Here is a 16,506-nt window from a genome sequence, read left to right on the forward strand (position 1 = left end):
ATTTCTTGTTATACCCGCTCCACTTTTGCGTACTGATTGCATAAGAACGGCTTGGGTATACTTTCAGTATAGAAAGCGGATGAAGTTTAGGTTAAAGAATTCACACAAATAACAAGCGACGGCCAGAATCCGTCAATTCCATGACAAGCCGTAGCACAATCTGACCTCATTCTAAATAATTAGAAACTTTGGTTCTTTGATCATCTTGCCATTAAAAAGTACCAGTTCATTGTCCTATTAGAGTCGTAACTAACCTATGATCTGACCCCTTTGGCTGGCTCGACGATAAACGTGAGCAAATTTTTCTGTCAGCCTTTTCTGATTTAAGCCAAAGGTGATCGATGCCTATCATCGCGATCGAGGGGACAGATATGCCTTTGAGTGACGCAGGCCAACTGGCGACAGGTTGGGAATGAAAACGTGAAAACAACTCATTAAACCTAGGACTTACTGCAGATAGGTTAAAGTCCCCAATCACAATCATTTCCGGTGTTGGGTACAAATCAGTAAGAGTTTCTATGGTTCGAATCAGTGCATTTCTGCGTTGCCACAACAGCTCAGTTCTTGGCGAAGGAGGATGTGCTGTCATCAAAGTAATAGGCTCATCTACTTGCCATACAGCGTGAATCACTTCTTGCCCATCAGGGGTGTGATAAATCGAGACTGACTCCAAAGGATAACGACTTAGAATCATCTGGTTAGAAGGGTAACCAACGCCACGCTGCCCTCCGTAATAAAAAGGATAAATATCATCGAGAAGGTGCAACTTATTCCCTACTTGTGGCGAGAGCTCTTGCATCACCACCAAATCCACGGGATGTTTTAGCAAGTAGTTAATAAACTGATTGATGTCTGGGTTTTCGTAAAACAGATTGAACTGGATGATTGTCAGTGGGTGCTCACAGGCTTCGCTGCGGTTGATGTGTGCAGGTAAGAGAAATGGAACAAAAGCACTGCTGATCACGATTGAGGTAAGCGCCTTCGCCCAGCGACGAAAGACTAAAAGCACGAGAGCGAGACTGAAATAGATGAATAAAATGAGGGCGGGAATCGAGGTCAGATTCTCCGCCCACCAGATATCATGATATTGCCTTGCCACCAGCCAAATTGATGCAGGTAGAAACAACATGATCCATTTAATGACTCTCAGCACACGCACTGCTCGTTTAGCGATTACATATCATAAGCTTATATGTAGTTTGCTAACTCGCCAGTGCGTCGCTGACCAATACGCAGCGTATCAGCTTAAATAGTATGAATCGCTTCCGTTGCAGGCTCTGTATGTAGAACCTTTTCGCTCACTTCCACCTTAACCGCGGCGACCTTGAATTCAGGGATCTTCGCATGCGGATCAGTCGCTGTTGTCGTTAGGCGGTTCACCGGGGATTCAACAAAGTGGAATGGAATGAACACCACACCTTTTTGAATTCGCTTAGTCACAAAAGCATCAATCTCAATGCTGCCGCGACGTGTAGACACCTTCAAACGCTGACCATTACTGATGCCTAGCGCTTCTGCGTCTTCCACGCTCACCATCGCACGTGGACCAGCAAGATTATCCAACCCTTTGGTTTTGCGCGTCATAGTGCCGGTGTGGAACTGCTCAAGCACACGACCAGTCGTTAACACAAGCGGATACTCCTCATCTGGCAGCTCAGCCGCATAACGGAACGGTACGCCCACCATTTGACCTTTACCACGAGTAAACTGGGTTTGGTGCATGATGCGAGTACCTGCTGGGTTGTTCTTGTTGCTCGGCCATTGCACTCCGTTTGGCGTTATCACCTCCCAACGAAGGCCTGCGTATTGAGGCGTCACTCGTGCAATCTCGTTAGTGATATCAGACACGCAGTGGTAGTCCCAATCACTGCCCATTGCATTGGCGATTTCTTGAATAATCCACCAATCTTCTTTCGCTTCACCCGGTGCCGTTACAACCGGATTCACACGCTGAACACGACGTTCCGTATTGGTGAAGTGCCCCGCTTTCTCTGCAAACGAGCAAGAAGGCAGAACCACATCCGCGTATTGAGCGGTTTCCGTTAGGAAGATGTCTTGAACCACCAAGAAATCGAGCGCTTCTAAGCCTTCAATCACATGCGCTTGGTTCGGGTCACTCAATACTGGGTTCTCACCCATGATGTACATACCACGAACGTCACGATGGCAAGCCGCATCAATGATTTCTGTCAGGGTTAGACCTTGCTCAGAAGGCAGATTTGGCGCGTTCCATTCAATCGCAAACTTCTGACGCACAATTGGGTTGTATACCTTTTGGTAACCCGGGAAACTGTTTGGCAAAGCGCCCATATCACACGCGCCTTGCACGTTTGATTGACCACGTAGCGGATTGATACCACCACCTTCAATACCGATGTTGCCACACAGTAATTGCAGGTTAGCGATAGAACGCACGTTGTCATGACCTGTCGTGTGCTGAGTAATACCCATCGAGTAGTACACAGCGGTACGATCTGCCGTGCCAATCATACGCGCCATTGCTTGAATGTCTTCGGCTTTAACACCTGTAACCAACTCCACTTTATCGAGGTTGTAAGCTGGCGACATCACCTCTTGCAGTAAGGTATCAAAGCCGTCGACACGTTCTTCGATGTACTCTTGATCGTACCAACCGTTCTTGATGATCTGCTGCATGACGCCGTTCAGGAGCATCACATCAGTACCCGGACGGTGCGCCATGTACAACTCAGCATGCTCTGCCATATCGACACGTTTCGGGTCAGCTACAATCAAACGAGCGCCGTGATGACGAATTGCTTGTTTGATATGTGAAGCGATAATCGGGTGCGCCGATGTGGTATCCGAACCAATAATAAAGATTACATCAGAGTGCTTAATGCTCGGAATGTCGTTGGTCATTGCACCACTACCGAGTGATGCCTCAAGACCGGTTACACTCGATGCGTGACACAAACGCGCACAGTGGTCGACGTTATTGGTGCCCAATTCACGGCGGACAAATTTTTGGAACGCGTAGTTGTCTTCGTTGGTGGTTTTCGCTGAAGAGAAACCCGCCAATGCGTTGCTGCCAAAATCTTGCTTGATGCCAGAGAACTTGCTCGCAACCAGCTGAATCGCCTCTTCCCAACTTGCAGGCTGCAACCAACCGTCTTTACGAATCAATGGCGTGGTAAGACGCTCTTCACTGCCAATGAAGTCAAAACCAAAACGCCCTTTCACACACAGCATGCCTTGGTTCACCGGCGAGTCACCGCCTTTCACGTAACGAATCGTATTGGTTGCTTCGTCCACGAACATAGTCAACTTACAACCCACACCACAGTATGTACAAATGGTGTCGACCGCTTTCAGATCTTCAGTACGACCTTGCGAACGGTCACGACTATCGACCATCGCCCCCGTTGGACACACTTGAACACACGCGCCACATTGCACGCAGTTCGAATCGCCCATCAGAGTTAAACCATTCTTGTTACTTCCAAAGTGTGGACGATCGTCTGGACGTAACGCAGGGCGACCTTGTTTATCGCACACAAAGTTCAGTACACCGTGCACGGCTTTGTCGCGACACGCTTGGATGCACTGACCGCAGCTAATACAGCGATTAGCATCAAACTCAATAAACTCAGAACTGCGGTCAACTTCGTACTTATGACGCAAGTCTTTCGCACGAAGATCTAACCAATCTTGATGTGATTTAATCTGCAAGGAGAAGTCAAAGCTTTGCTCAGCTTCATATTCGGTGGAGTAATCACGCAGCGCACAATCGGTATTTGCCTGACAACCACATTCTAGACAGCGCGCAGCTTCCTTCATCGCTTCTTCGTTATCAAAGCCTAATTCCACTTCAGCGAAGCTCTGCTCGCGTTGTGCTGGAGTCAGTTCAGGCATGATAGAGCGAGCGACTTTTTGGATGTTCTCGAAGTGAAGCGGATCGACTTGAGAAAGTTTCTTCTCTTTGCGCGAGTTGAACACCGCCTTTGGCATATCCGCCATATCGCCATTCAAAAACAGGTCAATGGCTTTTGCCGCAACGCGACCATCACCCACGGCTTCAACCGCCGTTGCTGGACCACGGCGGAAATCACCGATACTGAAGATGTTACCCGTGCCGGTGTGCATGGTCTTTTCATCGGCATCAGAGGTGTTCCAGCGCGTAAGCGGAATCGACAAATCTTCGCCTTCGAGGAAGCTCAGATCTGGCTTTTGCGATACTGCCGCAATCACGGTGTCGAACTCTTCGGTAAAGAACTCGCCGGTTGGTTTAGGGCTTCGACGACCAGATGCATCAGGATCACCCAACGCCATGTGCTCTAGACGAATCGCACTCACGCGTCCGGTTTCATCGGCAAGGTTTTCTGCAGGGTTGGTCAAGAAGTGGAATTTCACCCCTTCGTGTTCCGCTTCGACAATCTCGTAGTCTTCCGCCGGCATTTCGTCACGTGTACGACGATAAATCAATGTGGTGTCTGCACCAGCACGACGTGCAGTACGAGCACAGTCAATTGCCGTATTACCACCACCAATCACCGCGACTTTCTGACCCGTAACGTAGTTTTGCTCAGTAACGTAATCTTTCAGGTAATCAACGCCCAGGTAACAACCTTCAAGGTCGCTGCCTGTGTAATGCATTTCAACCGCTTGAGACGCACCGACAGCCAAACACACTGCATCGTATTCTTCGCTCAATTGAGAAAGCGTGAAATCCACACCCAGTTTTTGGTTGGTGCGAACCTGCATGCCATTGCGGCACATCAGTTCGATTTCTTTATCGAGAATGTCTTTTGGTAGGCGATATTCAGGAATACCATAACGCAACCAACCGCCCGCTTTTGGCATGGATTCAAAGACAGTGACGTCGTAGCCTTCATTCGATAAGTAGTAGCCAGCCGTTAGACCACCAGGACCACTGCCTACGACGGCAATGTTCAAACCTTTGCTTGATTTCTTTTCTGGTACATAGGCTTCATGCGCAGACAAATCCGCATCCGCGGCATGACGTTTAAGCTGACGAATTGCAATAGGCTCATCGACTAACGAGCGGCGACATTCGCTCTCACAGAATGCCGGACACACACGACCAATCGATAACGGCATAGGAAGCGTACGCTTAATCACTTCAATCGCTTTTTGATGATCGTTCTGTGCGATGTGATAAAGGTAGGATTGGATGTCTACACCCGCTGGACACGCGGTTTTACATGGCGCTTCACAATCGGCGTAATGGTCCGTCATGATGCGGTTAAGTGCTTTCCTGCGGTGCTCGCTTAACTGCTCTGATTGCGTAACCACATTGAGACCACGGTAAACTTCGAGTTCACACGCGCGTTTAGTGCCGCCACTTTCGACTTCAACCACACACAAGTCGCACGGCACTTTTTCATTACTTTTGTTCATTCCGCACAGCGATGGGATCTCGACCCCACACACTTTTGCTGCTTCTAAAAGGGTTAAACCCTCTTCTACAATTCTATATTTTCCATCGATGACAATTTCTATCATGCAACCCCCGCAGCAAAGCAAATCCAAATCTGCACAAGTAAAACCATGCATTCTATAAGGATAATCATTTGTAAGACAAGTTAGTGTGATGTAAAACTTATAAACCACATTTTTTACGTGTCATAAAAAGAATGAGCTTCTTGCACGAAGTCCTAGGAATCAGTGTTCAACAAACGTTTTACTCGTCAGATAATGCGAAAAATGGTTGGCTGAACTATTTTGATAAGAAGAGTAATAAAACATTGACCTTACCCTAAGGTTAACCTTTAGAATCGAGTGGTTTTCATCATTTCATCAAATACACGGGAAAAGGTATGCGCCTAAAATCGCTGCATACAACTTGGTTAACTCTCTTCACAACGCTGATGCTATTAGTATCAAGCGTGGCGAATAGTGCCCCTTTCATGAACATCCAAATGATGTCAAATGGCGTGATGAATCATGGACAATCTATGATGATGGACGACAGTGAACATTGTGGCATGCCAGGAATGATGGACGTATCCATCACAGAAGACGGTGAAGTGAGAGAAAGCCGAATGAACTGCGGTGGAGGCTCCGGCATGGTTCACACCTGCTGCACGGCGGCTTGTTCTCTGGTTTTCCTCCCCCTACCTGTCCCTGCCAATCGCGCATTACCGATCGTTTATCGCGCGGCAATTACTCCTGAAGTCACCTCCCCTGTTGTACACGTCAGCCGTGACCTGTACCGACCTCCAATAATTTAAATCTGTATTGCATTCGACCCTGCGTAGCTATCGCAGGTGGTTTTAATGTGCCAATACGACGCAGATAAATCTGGATTACTGTTTCTGCTTTAAGCCAAACCCTTCTTCGTCGTTTCGGCAAACACTGGATTTAGATTATGGATTTTAGACCATACCGCCTTGCTGCACCTATGTGTGCCTTGGCTTTGGTTTCTGCTCCAACTTTGGTGAATGCGGCGATGCCAAATACAAAAGTGCCGAGCAAAGAAACCAAAGCAGCAAACCTTACTGCGCCAGAGATGCGCACATCATCAAAAAAACTCGCGCAACTGATCAATGTTGCCCTGAGCAATGATGGCAACCGCCAACAATATTCAGCGCAATCCGCTGCGATGCGTGAAACGGGTGTTGCAAGTTCTACCTTAATGGATCCAAAACTCAAAGTGGGTTTTGGTGGTTTACCTGTCGACAGCTTTAAGTTCGATGACGACCCAATGACCAACATCTCTGTTGGTTTAATGCAGCAATTCGAACGTGGCTCCACGCTCGATCTGCAACAGAAGAAAGCCAATCAACAAGCCGATGGGCTTGGGCTTCAAGTTCATGCTCGCGAACTTGAGGTTGCCAACAGCATGACTCAACTATGGTTAGAGCTTGGATATCAGCAAAAAGCTGAGCAAATCTTGTTTGAGAACCGCAAGTTGATGAAGGAGATGGAAAGCTTTATTCAAACCAACTATTCGATTGGAAAGAGTGAGGCGCAAGACCTACTCAATGCTCAATTACAAGTGAGCAAGCTGGATGAAAAACTGCAAGCCAATGCGCAAATGCAGCGACGCCTTGTTTCTCAGCTTTCGGAATGGCTAGGCTCGGACTGGTTAGCGACGGAACAGGCTCTGTACGCTACCAATCAACTCAACTGGGATACACTGAATAGCAAACTTGCTTCCAGCAAAGATTCCACCAAGCACTACCAACAACTTAGTCAGCACCCAATGGTTAAAATGGCCGATGTGAGTATTTCTGCCAATAAAACTCAGGTAGAGATTGCTGAACAAGCTTATAACCCGCAGTTTGGTGTGGAGGTTATGTACGCTTATCGTCAAGCCAATAACATGAAGGGTGAGCCAGCATCAGACTTGGTCAGCGCTTATCTAACCATGGACATTCCACTGTTCACGGGTGATCGCCAAGATCGCAATCTCGCTGCCGCACAATACCAAGTTGGTGCAGCACAATCACAAAAAGACACCTTATTAACGCAGATGAATGCCAAGGTGAACACTTTGCTGGTTGATCGCGGCAACTTAACCCAACGTTTAGAACGTTACCAATCCACCTTATTGCCCCAAGCGAAAGCGCGCATTCAAGCCGTTGAGCGGGGCTACCAAAACAACACAGCGCAGTTTAACGATGTGATTTCAGCCACGACAGACGAATTGGCTCTGCAATTAGAGCAACAACGTCTGCTCACCGATCTCAACATCGCAAACAGCAATTTAGCCACCCTACTCGGTGGTTTCGATTATCAAGTGGCTTCTCCAGAAGCTCGCTCTATCTCGACATATTAATTTGTGATTCCCAAAAACGTTGGGGCTACAGGTGACCGATATAGAGCAGTCAACAACGCTGTAGCGTCATGCGCAAACGGGAAAATAAGGTATAAGAATGAAAACATTACAAGTTGCAACCATCGCGCTGATTGTTGGTGGTGCTTTAGGGTTTGGTGCTAATCATTTTCTTGCGGGCTCAGCTCACGACATGAGTGCGATGGGTGGAACTTCCGCAGCAAATTCTAATGATCCACTCTATTGGGTTGCTCCAATGGATCCCAACTACAAACGTGATAAACCGGGTAAATCTCCAATGGGCATGGATTTGATTCCGGTTTACGCAGAAGACCTATCCGGTGAACAAGAGGCGCCCGGCACGGTGACTATCGATCCTTCAGTAGAAAATAATCTCGGGGTCAAAACCGCAAACGTGGCACGACAACAGTTATCACCACGCATCGAAACGGTTGGTTATATCGCCTTCGATGAAAGTCTGTTATGGCAAACCAACGTTCGTGTTGCAGGTTGGGTAGAAAAACTCTACATCAATGCTGTGGGTGAGAAGGTGAAGAAAGGCGATGTGCTTTTCACTCTCTACTCTCCGGAACTGGTTAAGGCACAGGAAGAACTGCTGAATGCTTACCGTACTGGTCGTAAAGGGCTAGTGAAAGGGGCGACTGAGCGCTTAGTAACGCTTGGTGTTGACCGTGCACAAATCAAATCCATTACTCGTCGTGGTAAAGCATCCCAAACCATTGAAATTAAAGCACCTGCTGATGGTGTTATCGCGAGCTTAAACGTGCGAGAAGGTGGCTATTTGTCTCCGGCTCAAGCGGTGATCAGTGCTGGTCCTTTGGACAATGTTTGGGTTGATGCGGAAGTCTTTGAGCGTCAAGCACATTGGATGAAAGCCGGCTCTCAAGCCACGATGACCCTTGACGCCATTCCGGGTACTGAATGGCAAGGTGTCGTAGATTACGTGTACCCAATCCTCGACCCTAAAACACGTACGTTACGCGTACGTCTCAAGTTCCCTAACCCAAATGGCGATCTAAAGCCTAACATGTTTGCCAATATCGCGTTGCAGCCTGTCACTGACGATGCGGTACTAACCATTCCTAAGTCATCCGTTATTCGCTCCGGCGGTATGACTCGCGTTGTTCTGGCTGAAGGTAATGGCAAATACCGTTCTGCTCGAATTGAAGTCGGTCGTGAAGCTGGCGAACAAATCGAAGTATTACAAGGACTTAAACAAGACGACAAGATCGTAACGTCATCTCACTTCATGCTTGACTCTGAATCAAGCCAGTCAGCAGATCTGTCTCGCATCAACGGCATAGAAGCAGCGGCAGAAACGGCATGGGCAAAGGGCGAAATCACAGATGTAATGAGAGATCACCGCATGCTGACTATTAACCACCAGCCGGTACCAGAATGGGATTGGCCAGGCATGGTGATGAACTTTACTTTTGCTGATGGCGTCGAGATGGGTGACTTGAAAAAAGGTCAGGCTATCGAGTTTGAAATGCAGAAAACAGAATCTGGTCAGTACCAAATCGTTGACTATAAGGCAGACAACAGCGTCATTGCAGCTGAAGTTTGGCTAACTGGTGACATCACGATGCTGATGGCTGATTTTGGCATGATTACCTTAAACCACCTACCAGTAGCAGAATGGAATTGGGATGCGGGCGAAATGAACTTCTCTGTCGGTGAAGAGGTGGATTTATCAGGTTTTGAAGAAGGAGAAAAAGTTCGGTTTCTAGTTGAAAAACAAGGATCTGATTATATTCTTAAACAGCTAACGCCAGCAACAGAGGCGGTTGAGGAATCACTATGATCAGTGCAATTATTCGTTGGTCATTGAGCAACCGTTTCTTAGTGTTGATCGCGACCTTAGCTCTTGTATTAGGCGGACTTTACAGTGTAAAGAATACGCCTGTTGATGCCATTCCGGATCTTTCTGATGTGCAAGTGATCATCAAGACAAGCTATCCAGGTCAGGCTCCTCAAGTCGTCGAGGATCAAGTCACTTACCCACTCACAACCGCCATGCTTGCCGTGCCGGGTGCTGAGACGGTTCGTGGCTACTCCTTCTTTGGTGACTCTTACGTTTATATCATTTTCAACGATGATACCGACATGTACTGGGCACGTTCTCGCGTGTTGGAGTACTTAAGCCAAGTAGCACCAAAGCTCCCACCGAACGCAAAACCAACCTTAGGTCCTGATGCGACAGGCGTAGGCTGGGTTTACAGCTACGTATTACAAGACAAAACTGGCAAGCATGATTTGGCTGATCTTCGCAGCCTGCAAGACTGGTTCTTGAAGTACGAGTTGCAAACCGTTGATGGCGTCTCTGAAGTCGCTACCGTGGGCGGTATGGTGAAGCAATACCAAGTACAGATTGATCCTGCCAAGCTGCGTGCTTACAACCTCACTTTGCAACAAGTGAACATGGCAATCCAAAACGGCAACCAAGAAACCGGCGCGTCCGTTATCGAAGTTGCGGAAGCCGAACACATGGTTCGTACCACGGGTTACTTAACCAGCATTGAAGATATCAAATCACTGCCTCTAAAAGTCACCGAGAAAGGCACGCCGTTACTATTAGGAGACATCGCAGACATTAACCTTGGTCCACAAATGCGCCGTGGTATCTCTGAGTTGAATGGCGAAGGTGAAGCTGTGGGTGGGGTTATCGTGATGCGCTTTGGTGAAAACGCCAGTGAAGTGATTGCGAAAGTCAAAGACAAACTTGCAGACCTACAACGCAGCCTACCAGAAGGCGTAGAAATTGTGGCAACCTACGACCGCTCTACCCTTATCGATTCAGCGGTAGAAAACCTATGGAAGAAGCTTGCAGAAGAGTTCATCGTCGTTGCGATTGTGTGTGCGTTGTTCCTATTCCACATTCGTTCTTCATTGGTTATCGCTCTGAGTCTACCTGTCGGAATTCTTAGTGCGTTTATCGTGATGCATTGGCAAGGCATCAACGCCAACATCATGTCCTTGGGTGGTATTGCGATAGCCATTGGTGCCATGGTGGATGGCGCAATCGTGATGATTGAAAACGTTCATAAGCACATTGAACGAACACCACTGACCGACAAGAACCGCTGGCAAGTAATTGGCAAAGCCGCAGAGGAGGTCGGCGCACCGCTGTTCTTCTCGTTGCTGATCATTACACTTAGCTTCGTACCGGTGTTCGCCTTAGAAGGTCAGGAAGGCAAGATGTTCTCGCCGCTTGCGTTCACTAAGACTTACGCCATGGCAGCGGCAGCAGGTTTGGCAATCACACTCGTCCCTGTTCTTATGGGCTACTTCATTCGTGGTAAGGTGTTACCGGAACACAAAAACCCGGTTAACCGCGGCTTGGTCGCGTTGTACCGCCCGTTGTTGAACACCAGCTTAAAATACCCTAAGACCATGATTGTTATTGCATTGGGTCTAATGGCGTCGGCTTACTACCCAACCAGTAAACTGGGTAGCGAGTTCATCCCACCGCTGGATGAAGGCGACTTGATGTACATGCCAACGACCTACCCAGGTATCTCGATTGGTAAAGCGCGCGAGCTTCTACAACAAACCAACAAGCTGATCAAAACCGTTCCAGAAGTGAAAACCGTATGGGGCAAGATTGGTCGTGCTGAGACTGCAACCGATCCAGCGCCACTCACCATGATCGAAACCGTGATTCAGTTGAAGCCACGCGATCAATGGCGTGAAGGTGTAACAACCGAGTCGCTACGCAAAGAGTTCGATAGTCTGGTTCAGTTCCCTGGTCTTACTAACGCTTGGGTTATGCCGATCAAAACGCGTATCGACATGCTGGCAACGGGCATCAAAACCCCTATCGGTATTAAGATCGCCGGACCCGATCTGAAAGTGATCGAGAAAATCGGTTCTCAGTTGGAGCCAATTCTTAATGGTGTACAAGGCACGGCATCGGTTTATGCAGAGCGTGTAGCAGGAGGCCGCTATGTCACGATCGACATTAAACGTCGTGCGGCAGCGCGTTACGGTTTAAGCATCAAAGATGTTCAGCAGGTGATCTCGAGCGCGGTGGGCGGCATGAATGTGGGTGAAACCATCGAAGGCTTGGAGCGTTACCCAATCAACGTTCGTTACCCACAAGACTACCGTGACTCAGTGGTAAAACTGCAAAACTTACCGTTAGTGACACCAAATGGCGCTCGTATTGCACTGGCTGACGTAGCAGACATTCGTTACGAAGACGGTCCTCCAATGATAAAGACGGAAAACGCACGTCCAAACGGCTGGGTGTTTGTCGACATCGATGGTCGTGACCTTGGTTCTTACGTCGTGGAAGCGCAACAGGTCGTGGCAGATCAACTGGAGCTTCCTGCAGGTTACTCGTTGGCTTGGTCTGGTCAATACGAATACATGGAGCGTGCGAAAGATCGCTTGAGTGTCGTGGTACCAATCACCATCGCCATCATTATGCTGCTGCTTTACTTCAGTTTCCGTCGTGTCGGCGAAGTGATGATCATCATGCTTACCCTACCGCTCGCTATGGTCGGTGGTTTGTGGCTCATGCATATCCTCAACTACAACTTCTCGATTGCCGTCGGGGTCGGCTTTATTGCCCTAGCAGGTGTCGCAGTTGAGATTGGGGTCATCATGCTCGTCTACCTCAACCAAGCGTGGCACTACAAAAAACTCGATGCGGAAGAGAGCCAACAAAAGCTTGAGGCGAAAGACCTAACCGATGCCATTCGCGAAGGTGCAGGCTTACGTGTTCGCCCAGTAATGATGACGGTACTAACGGTCATTATTGGTCTGATTCCGATCATGTACGGCGAAGGTACAGGGTCAGAAGTGATGCAACGTATCGCCGCACCAATGATTGGTGGTATGGCATCAGCACTGCTACTGACGCTCTTGGTACTTCCTGCCATCTTCAAGCTGTGGAAACAACGCGAGTTGCGCCCAAGTAACTCAACTCCTAGTCAAGCAAGTACGCAAGCTGGTAATCAAATCGAAAACGCCGACAGCAAAGATCGCACTGGCAACAAGGCGTAATCCCTACCTTCCCCTCAAACAATCCGTTTTGAGGGGAAGTAACCAAGTTATTAATGAATTAAAACAAGGATATAAAAATGAAAAAGACACTAATCACTCTTGCTCTAGCCCTAACTACAACGACTGCCTTTGCCCAAATGGATCATGCTCATATGAAGCATGAAAATATGGACCACGGCAGCATGGAAATGGACCACAGTAAAATGGACCATTCAAACATGATGGATATGCCGGGCATGTCGGCAGTTGGTATGCCTGCAAAAGGGGCAAAGCCAGACAAAGTGGTACACGTTATCTTAGGTGATGACATGACAATCAAGTTCAAGAAGGACGTTAAGATTGAGCCAAACGATGTGGTGCAGTTTGTAGTCATGAACACGGGTAAAATCGACCACGAGTTCACTATCGGTTCTGCCAAAGAGCAGCTAGAGCATCGTGAAATGATGAAGACAATGACTGGTGGGCACATGCACGACTCAGGAAATTCTGTGACGGTAGAACCGGGCAAAGCGAAGCAGTTATTGTGGCATTTCCACGGTGACAACAACGTTGAGTTCGCGTGCAACATTCCGGGTCATGCGGAAGCTGCCATGGTTAAAAATATCGAGCTGTAGTATCAAATCAAATATACAAAAGGAGCTGTTCATTCAGCTCCTTTCTCATTCAATAACGATTTTTATCTCATTACAAACAGCTCTTCGTGATAGCTTCTTTCAATATTAAATTGACACGCCTCGAGCTCTTTTTTCAATGTTTTTGAGAACGCTTCAGGTCCACAGAAGTACATTTCATACTGATTTAAATGACCACATTGCACGATGATACGCTCAGCATTTAAACGTGGTGCTTTCAGTGTGTCTATCACATGCAAGTTGACGTTGGCTTGGTGAGCAAGGTGCCATAGCTCATCAACTAAATGGCTATCTACACCACGTGTACAATAAAACAAGTGCACGTTATTGTTACTCGCTTTCGTTTTTAATGCTTCCAAAGCAGCAAAGAAAGAAGCAATACCTACGCCGCCAGCGACCCAAATTTGCGGTTTATCTAAATCAAATGCTAAACGACCGTAAGGACCTTCTATCGTGACTGCGTCCCCATTTCGCACTCGTTCATAAAGCCCAGTGGTAAAGTCGCCCAGCTCCTTGATTAAGAAACGCAGTTCGTTACTTTCACTACCGGATACAATGGTAAATGGATGCGCATCTTCGTCACCAAAGCGTAAGTAGGCAAATTGCCCCACATTGTGCCCTTGCCAAGACGCGTCTGGTTTTAAAACTAACTCCATCACCTCTGCTTGTGGGAAGTAACGTGTAGAAGTCACCATAGCGGAGTGTTTATTCCGACGTCCAACCAAGCCAAACAAACTGTAAAGTGCGGCGATCGAACCAACGACTGCAGAGGCGACCGTAACGTAGTAAACAGGCTCACCCCAGTACGCGCGTTTTAACAACAGCACGGAATGGATAGCAATCAATAGATAAGCAGCCGACATCAAACGGTGAGAGAGTTTGAACGGTTTGTATTTTATCGCACTCCACAAAGAAACCACCAACAACACCAACAGTAAGTAGAAGCCCCACTCACCAAGGCTCTGCCCAAATTCACGTAGACCACTAACCCAAGCTTCAATGCCAGACAAATTACCAGCAGGTCCTGCTCCTGAGTGTTTTACTGGTCTCGCCAATACTCCCGACATAACCAACCATTTCGGCACTTGATACCAAAGCCAGTGCACAATACCCAATGCAACACCGCTAATACCTAACCATTTATGCACTCGATACGCTTTGTCCATGCCATGAAGCCAGTTTTCAACCACGGGCAGACGCATCGCCAACACCATGGTGACCGACATCAACATCAAAGACAAAATGCCTGAATATTGGATCATGGCAGATCGCCATTCAAAGACATTGCTGGAAGAGAAAAGCTGCGGCTCCATCGCAAACCATAATACGGACATCACGGCGATCATTGCCCAGATGATATTGCGGATTGTTTTCATGATTGGTTACTCGGTTAATCGACAACTTTACTTTAGTCCTTCACATGTAAAACAACGTCAATAAGCGTAAAAACGGGTAAAGCTTGGCATATGCAAAGATTCCTACAGAAAAAAGACATGAATCTAACAGTTATTAGAGTATTCACTCGTTATAGTTCCGGGTAATGTCACCAGAGTAAGAACTGGTATTAATAACACTAAGAAAATCAACGATGAAAAAGCTATTTCTGCTGCTCGGATTGTTAGCCTGTTCAAGTGCAACTTACGCCGCCAAAATCAATGAAGACCTCGCTGCAATAGAAGAACATATCTCAGGTCGCATCGGTGTTTCGGTTTGGGATACACAAACCGATGAGCATTGGGATTATCGTGGCGATGAGCGGTTTCCCATGATGAGCACCTTCAAAACACTCGCATGTGCGACCATGCTAAATGACATGGATAATGAAAAGCTCGATAAGAACGCGACCGCTAAAGTAGAAGAACGCAACATGGTGGTGTGGTCTCCGGTGATGGACCGCATGGCTGGTCAAACGACTCGCATTGAGCATGCTTGTGAAGCCGCGATGCTGATGAGTGACAACACCGCAGCCAACATTGTTTTGCGCAGTGTGGGTGGACCTCGTGGTGTGACAATGTTCTTGCGTACCATTGGAGACAAAGCAACCCGACTTGACCGTTTTGAGCCGAGATTGAATGAAGCGAAACCGGGCGACAAGCAAGACACGACAACACCTAACGCCATGGTAAACACCCTACACACCCTACTAGAAGGCGACGCGCTATCGTATGAATCTCGCATTCAATTAAAGATCTGGATGCAAGACAACAAGGTATCTGACTCTCTAATGCGTTCTGTGTTGCCTAAAGGCTGGTCAATTGCAGATCGTTCTGGCGCAGGCGGTTTTGGCTCACGTGGTATCACCGCGATGATCTGGAAAGAAAATCACAAGCCTGTTTACATCAGTATCTATATCACCGGCACCGATCTGTCACTGCAAGCTCGTGACCAAGTGATTGCTCAGATTAGCCAACTGGTGTTGGACGAATACAAAAATATTTAACACTAACTTTATGATTAACAACGGAGCTCTCAGGCTCCGTTTTTTTATATCTACAATCTTAGTTGACATAGGTAGAACGATCGCTCTACCCTAAAGTAGAACATTCATTCTACCTTAAGAAAACTCTATGTTGAAAGAACAGATCGCCGCCAATTTAGAACAAGCTTTTAGCGAACTTGGGTTTGCAGAGCCGAGTGTCGCGCAGCTCAAAGCCGCTTGTGGCGTGAGCTTGCGAACTTTGTACAAGCATTATCCTTCGAAAGAAGAAATGATCGTTGCCGCACTAGAACACCGTCACCAACGCTACCTGAATTTCCTGTTGGATAACTCTCCACAAACAGGGTTAGAGGCGACTCAGCATATCTTCAGTAAGCTCAAACAATGGATGGAAGACTACGCACCGCATGGTTGCATGTCGATGAACGCGGTTGCGGCATTTCCCGAACACGACATCATCAACCAAACCGTGAAAGCACATAAAGAAGACGTTCGACATTTTTTGGGTAAACAGAGCCTTCGCCAAGACCTCGCCACACAGCTGTTCTTATTACACGAAGGGGTATCCAGTGCTTGGCCGGTACTGGGTAACGAGGCTCTGAACTCTGCGCAACAAGCTGTTTTAAGATTGCTAAAGGAAGATTAAT

Annotated in this window: 10 protein-coding genes; 7 read left to right on the top strand and 3 right to left on the bottom strand. The window is 47.6% G+C overall.

The genetic code is table 11. From position 1 onward, the window contains the following. Positions 1 to 226: 226 nt before the first annotated feature. Both AACR11_RS27375 and fdhF read right to left on the bottom strand, forming a co-directional pair. Complete coding sequence (locus AACR11_RS27375; protein WP_029788424.1) at positions 227 to 1,153, bottom strand: endonuclease/exonuclease/phosphatase family protein; 927 nt, start codon at positions 1,151 to 1,153, stop codon at positions 227 to 229. Between the two features lie 92 nt (positions 1,154 to 1,245). Then, positions 1,246 to 5,484 (bottom strand): formate dehydrogenase subunit alpha, encoded by a 4,239-nt coding sequence (gene fdhF, locus AACR11_RS27380; RefSeq protein WP_029788423.1) that lies wholly within the window; start codon positions 5,482 to 5,484, stop codon positions 1,246 to 1,248. A gap of 314 nt (positions 5,485 to 5,798) precedes the next feature. Here fdhF and AACR11_RS27385 point away from each other — a divergent pair, with 314 nt between their 5' ends. The 5 genes from AACR11_RS27385 to copI all read left to right on the top strand — a co-directional run bounded on the left by AACR11_RS27385 (position 5,799) and on the right by copI (position 13,404). Beyond that, positions 5,799 to 6,212, top strand: a complete 414-nt coding sequence (locus AACR11_RS27385; RefSeq protein WP_029788422.1) for a hypothetical protein — start codon at positions 5,799 to 5,801, stop codon at positions 6,210 to 6,212. Between the two features lie 137 nt (positions 6,213 to 6,349). After that, the gene (locus AACR11_RS27390; RefSeq protein ID WP_029788421.1) at positions 6,350 to 7,762 is read left to right on the top strand and encodes a TolC family protein; all 1,413 of its coding nucleotides are present in this window, start codon (positions 6,350 to 6,352) and stop codon (positions 7,760 to 7,762) included. Positions 7,763 to 7,859: 97 nt separating this feature from the next. Continuing rightward, the gene (locus AACR11_RS27395; RefSeq protein WP_029788420.1) at positions 7,860 to 9,584 is read left to right on the top strand and encodes an efflux RND transporter periplasmic adaptor subunit; all 1,725 of its coding nucleotides are present in this window, start codon (positions 7,860 to 7,862) and stop codon (positions 9,582 to 9,584) included. Continuing rightward, a complete protein-coding gene (locus tag AACR11_RS27400; protein WP_029788419.1) occupies positions 9,581 to 12,790 on the top strand; it encodes an efflux RND transporter permease subunit in 3,210 nt (1,069 codons plus the stop codon). The genes AACR11_RS27395 and AACR11_RS27400 overlap by 4 nt, the downstream gene beginning before the upstream one ends. 77 nt (positions 12,791 to 12,867) lie before the next feature. Continuing rightward, complete coding sequence (gene copI / locus AACR11_RS27405; RefSeq protein ID WP_029788418.1) at positions 12,868 to 13,404, top strand: copper-resistant cuproprotein CopI; 537 nt, start codon at positions 12,868 to 12,870, stop codon at positions 13,402 to 13,404. Between the two features lie 62 nt (positions 13,405 to 13,466). On the opposite strand, the gene AACR11_RS27410 is transcribed toward copI, so the two are convergent. Then, positions 13,467 to 14,798 (bottom strand): ferredoxin reductase family protein, encoded by a 1,332-nt coding sequence (locus AACR11_RS27410; RefSeq protein ID WP_029788417.1) that lies wholly within the window; start codon positions 14,796 to 14,798, stop codon positions 13,467 to 13,469. Positions 14,799 to 15,010: 212 nt separating this feature from the next. On the opposite strand from AACR11_RS27410, the gene blaCARB reads away from it, so the two are divergent. Continuing rightward, the gene (gene blaCARB / locus AACR11_RS27415; RefSeq protein WP_005452579.1) at positions 15,011 to 15,862 is read left to right on the top strand and encodes a CARB/PSE/RTG family carbenicillin-hydrolyzing class A beta-lactamase; all 852 of its coding nucleotides are present in this window, start codon (positions 15,011 to 15,013) and stop codon (positions 15,860 to 15,862) included. Positions 15,863 to 15,989: 127 nt separating this feature from the next. Beyond that, positions 15,990 to 16,505 (top strand): TetR/AcrR family transcriptional regulator, encoded by a 516-nt coding sequence (locus AACR11_RS27420; protein ID WP_009700062.1) that lies wholly within the window; start codon positions 15,990 to 15,992, stop codon positions 16,503 to 16,505. Position 16,506: the final 1 nt, after the last annotated feature.

It is taken from the genome of Vibrio sp. L85 (assembly GCF_963871815.1).
Classification (GTDB): domain Bacteria; phylum Pseudomonadota; class Gammaproteobacteria; order Enterobacterales; family Vibrionaceae; genus Vibrio; species Vibrio harveyi.

What these genes read in the sequence shown, in the direction of transcription:
- AACR11_RS27400 (WP_029788419.1), top strand. Translation starts at nt 9,581, where the DNA reads ATGATCAGTGCAATTATTCGTTGGTCATTGAGCAACCGTTTCTTAGTG.
- AACR11_RS27410 (WP_029788417.1), bottom strand. Translation starts at nt 14,798, where the DNA reads ATGAAAACAATCCGCAATATCATCTGGGCAATGATCGCCGTGATGTCC.
- blaCARB (WP_005452579.1), top strand. Translation starts at nt 15,011, where the DNA reads ATGAAAAAGCTATTTCTGCTGCTCGGATTGTTAGCCTGTTCAAGTGCA.
- AACR11_RS27390 (WP_029788421.1), top strand. Translation starts at nt 6,350, where the DNA reads ATGGATTTTAGACCATACCGCCTTGCTGCACCTATGTGTGCCTTGGCT.
- AACR11_RS27395 (WP_029788420.1), top strand. Translation starts at nt 7,860, where the DNA reads ATGAAAACATTACAAGTTGCAACCATCGCGCTGATTGTTGGTGGTGCT.
- AACR11_RS27385 (WP_029788422.1), top strand. Translation starts at nt 5,799, where the DNA reads ATGCGCCTAAAATCGCTGCATACAACTTGGTTAACTCTCTTCACAACG.
- fdhF (WP_029788423.1), bottom strand. Translation starts at nt 5,484, where the DNA reads ATGATAGAAATTGTCATCGATGGAAAATATAGAATTGTAGAAGAGGGT.
- copI (WP_029788418.1), top strand. Translation starts at nt 12,868, where the DNA reads ATGAAAAAGACACTAATCACTCTTGCTCTAGCCCTAACTACAACGACT.
- AACR11_RS27420 (WP_009700062.1), top strand. Translation starts at nt 15,990, where the DNA reads ATGTTGAAAGAACAGATCGCCGCCAATTTAGAACAAGCTTTTAGCGAA.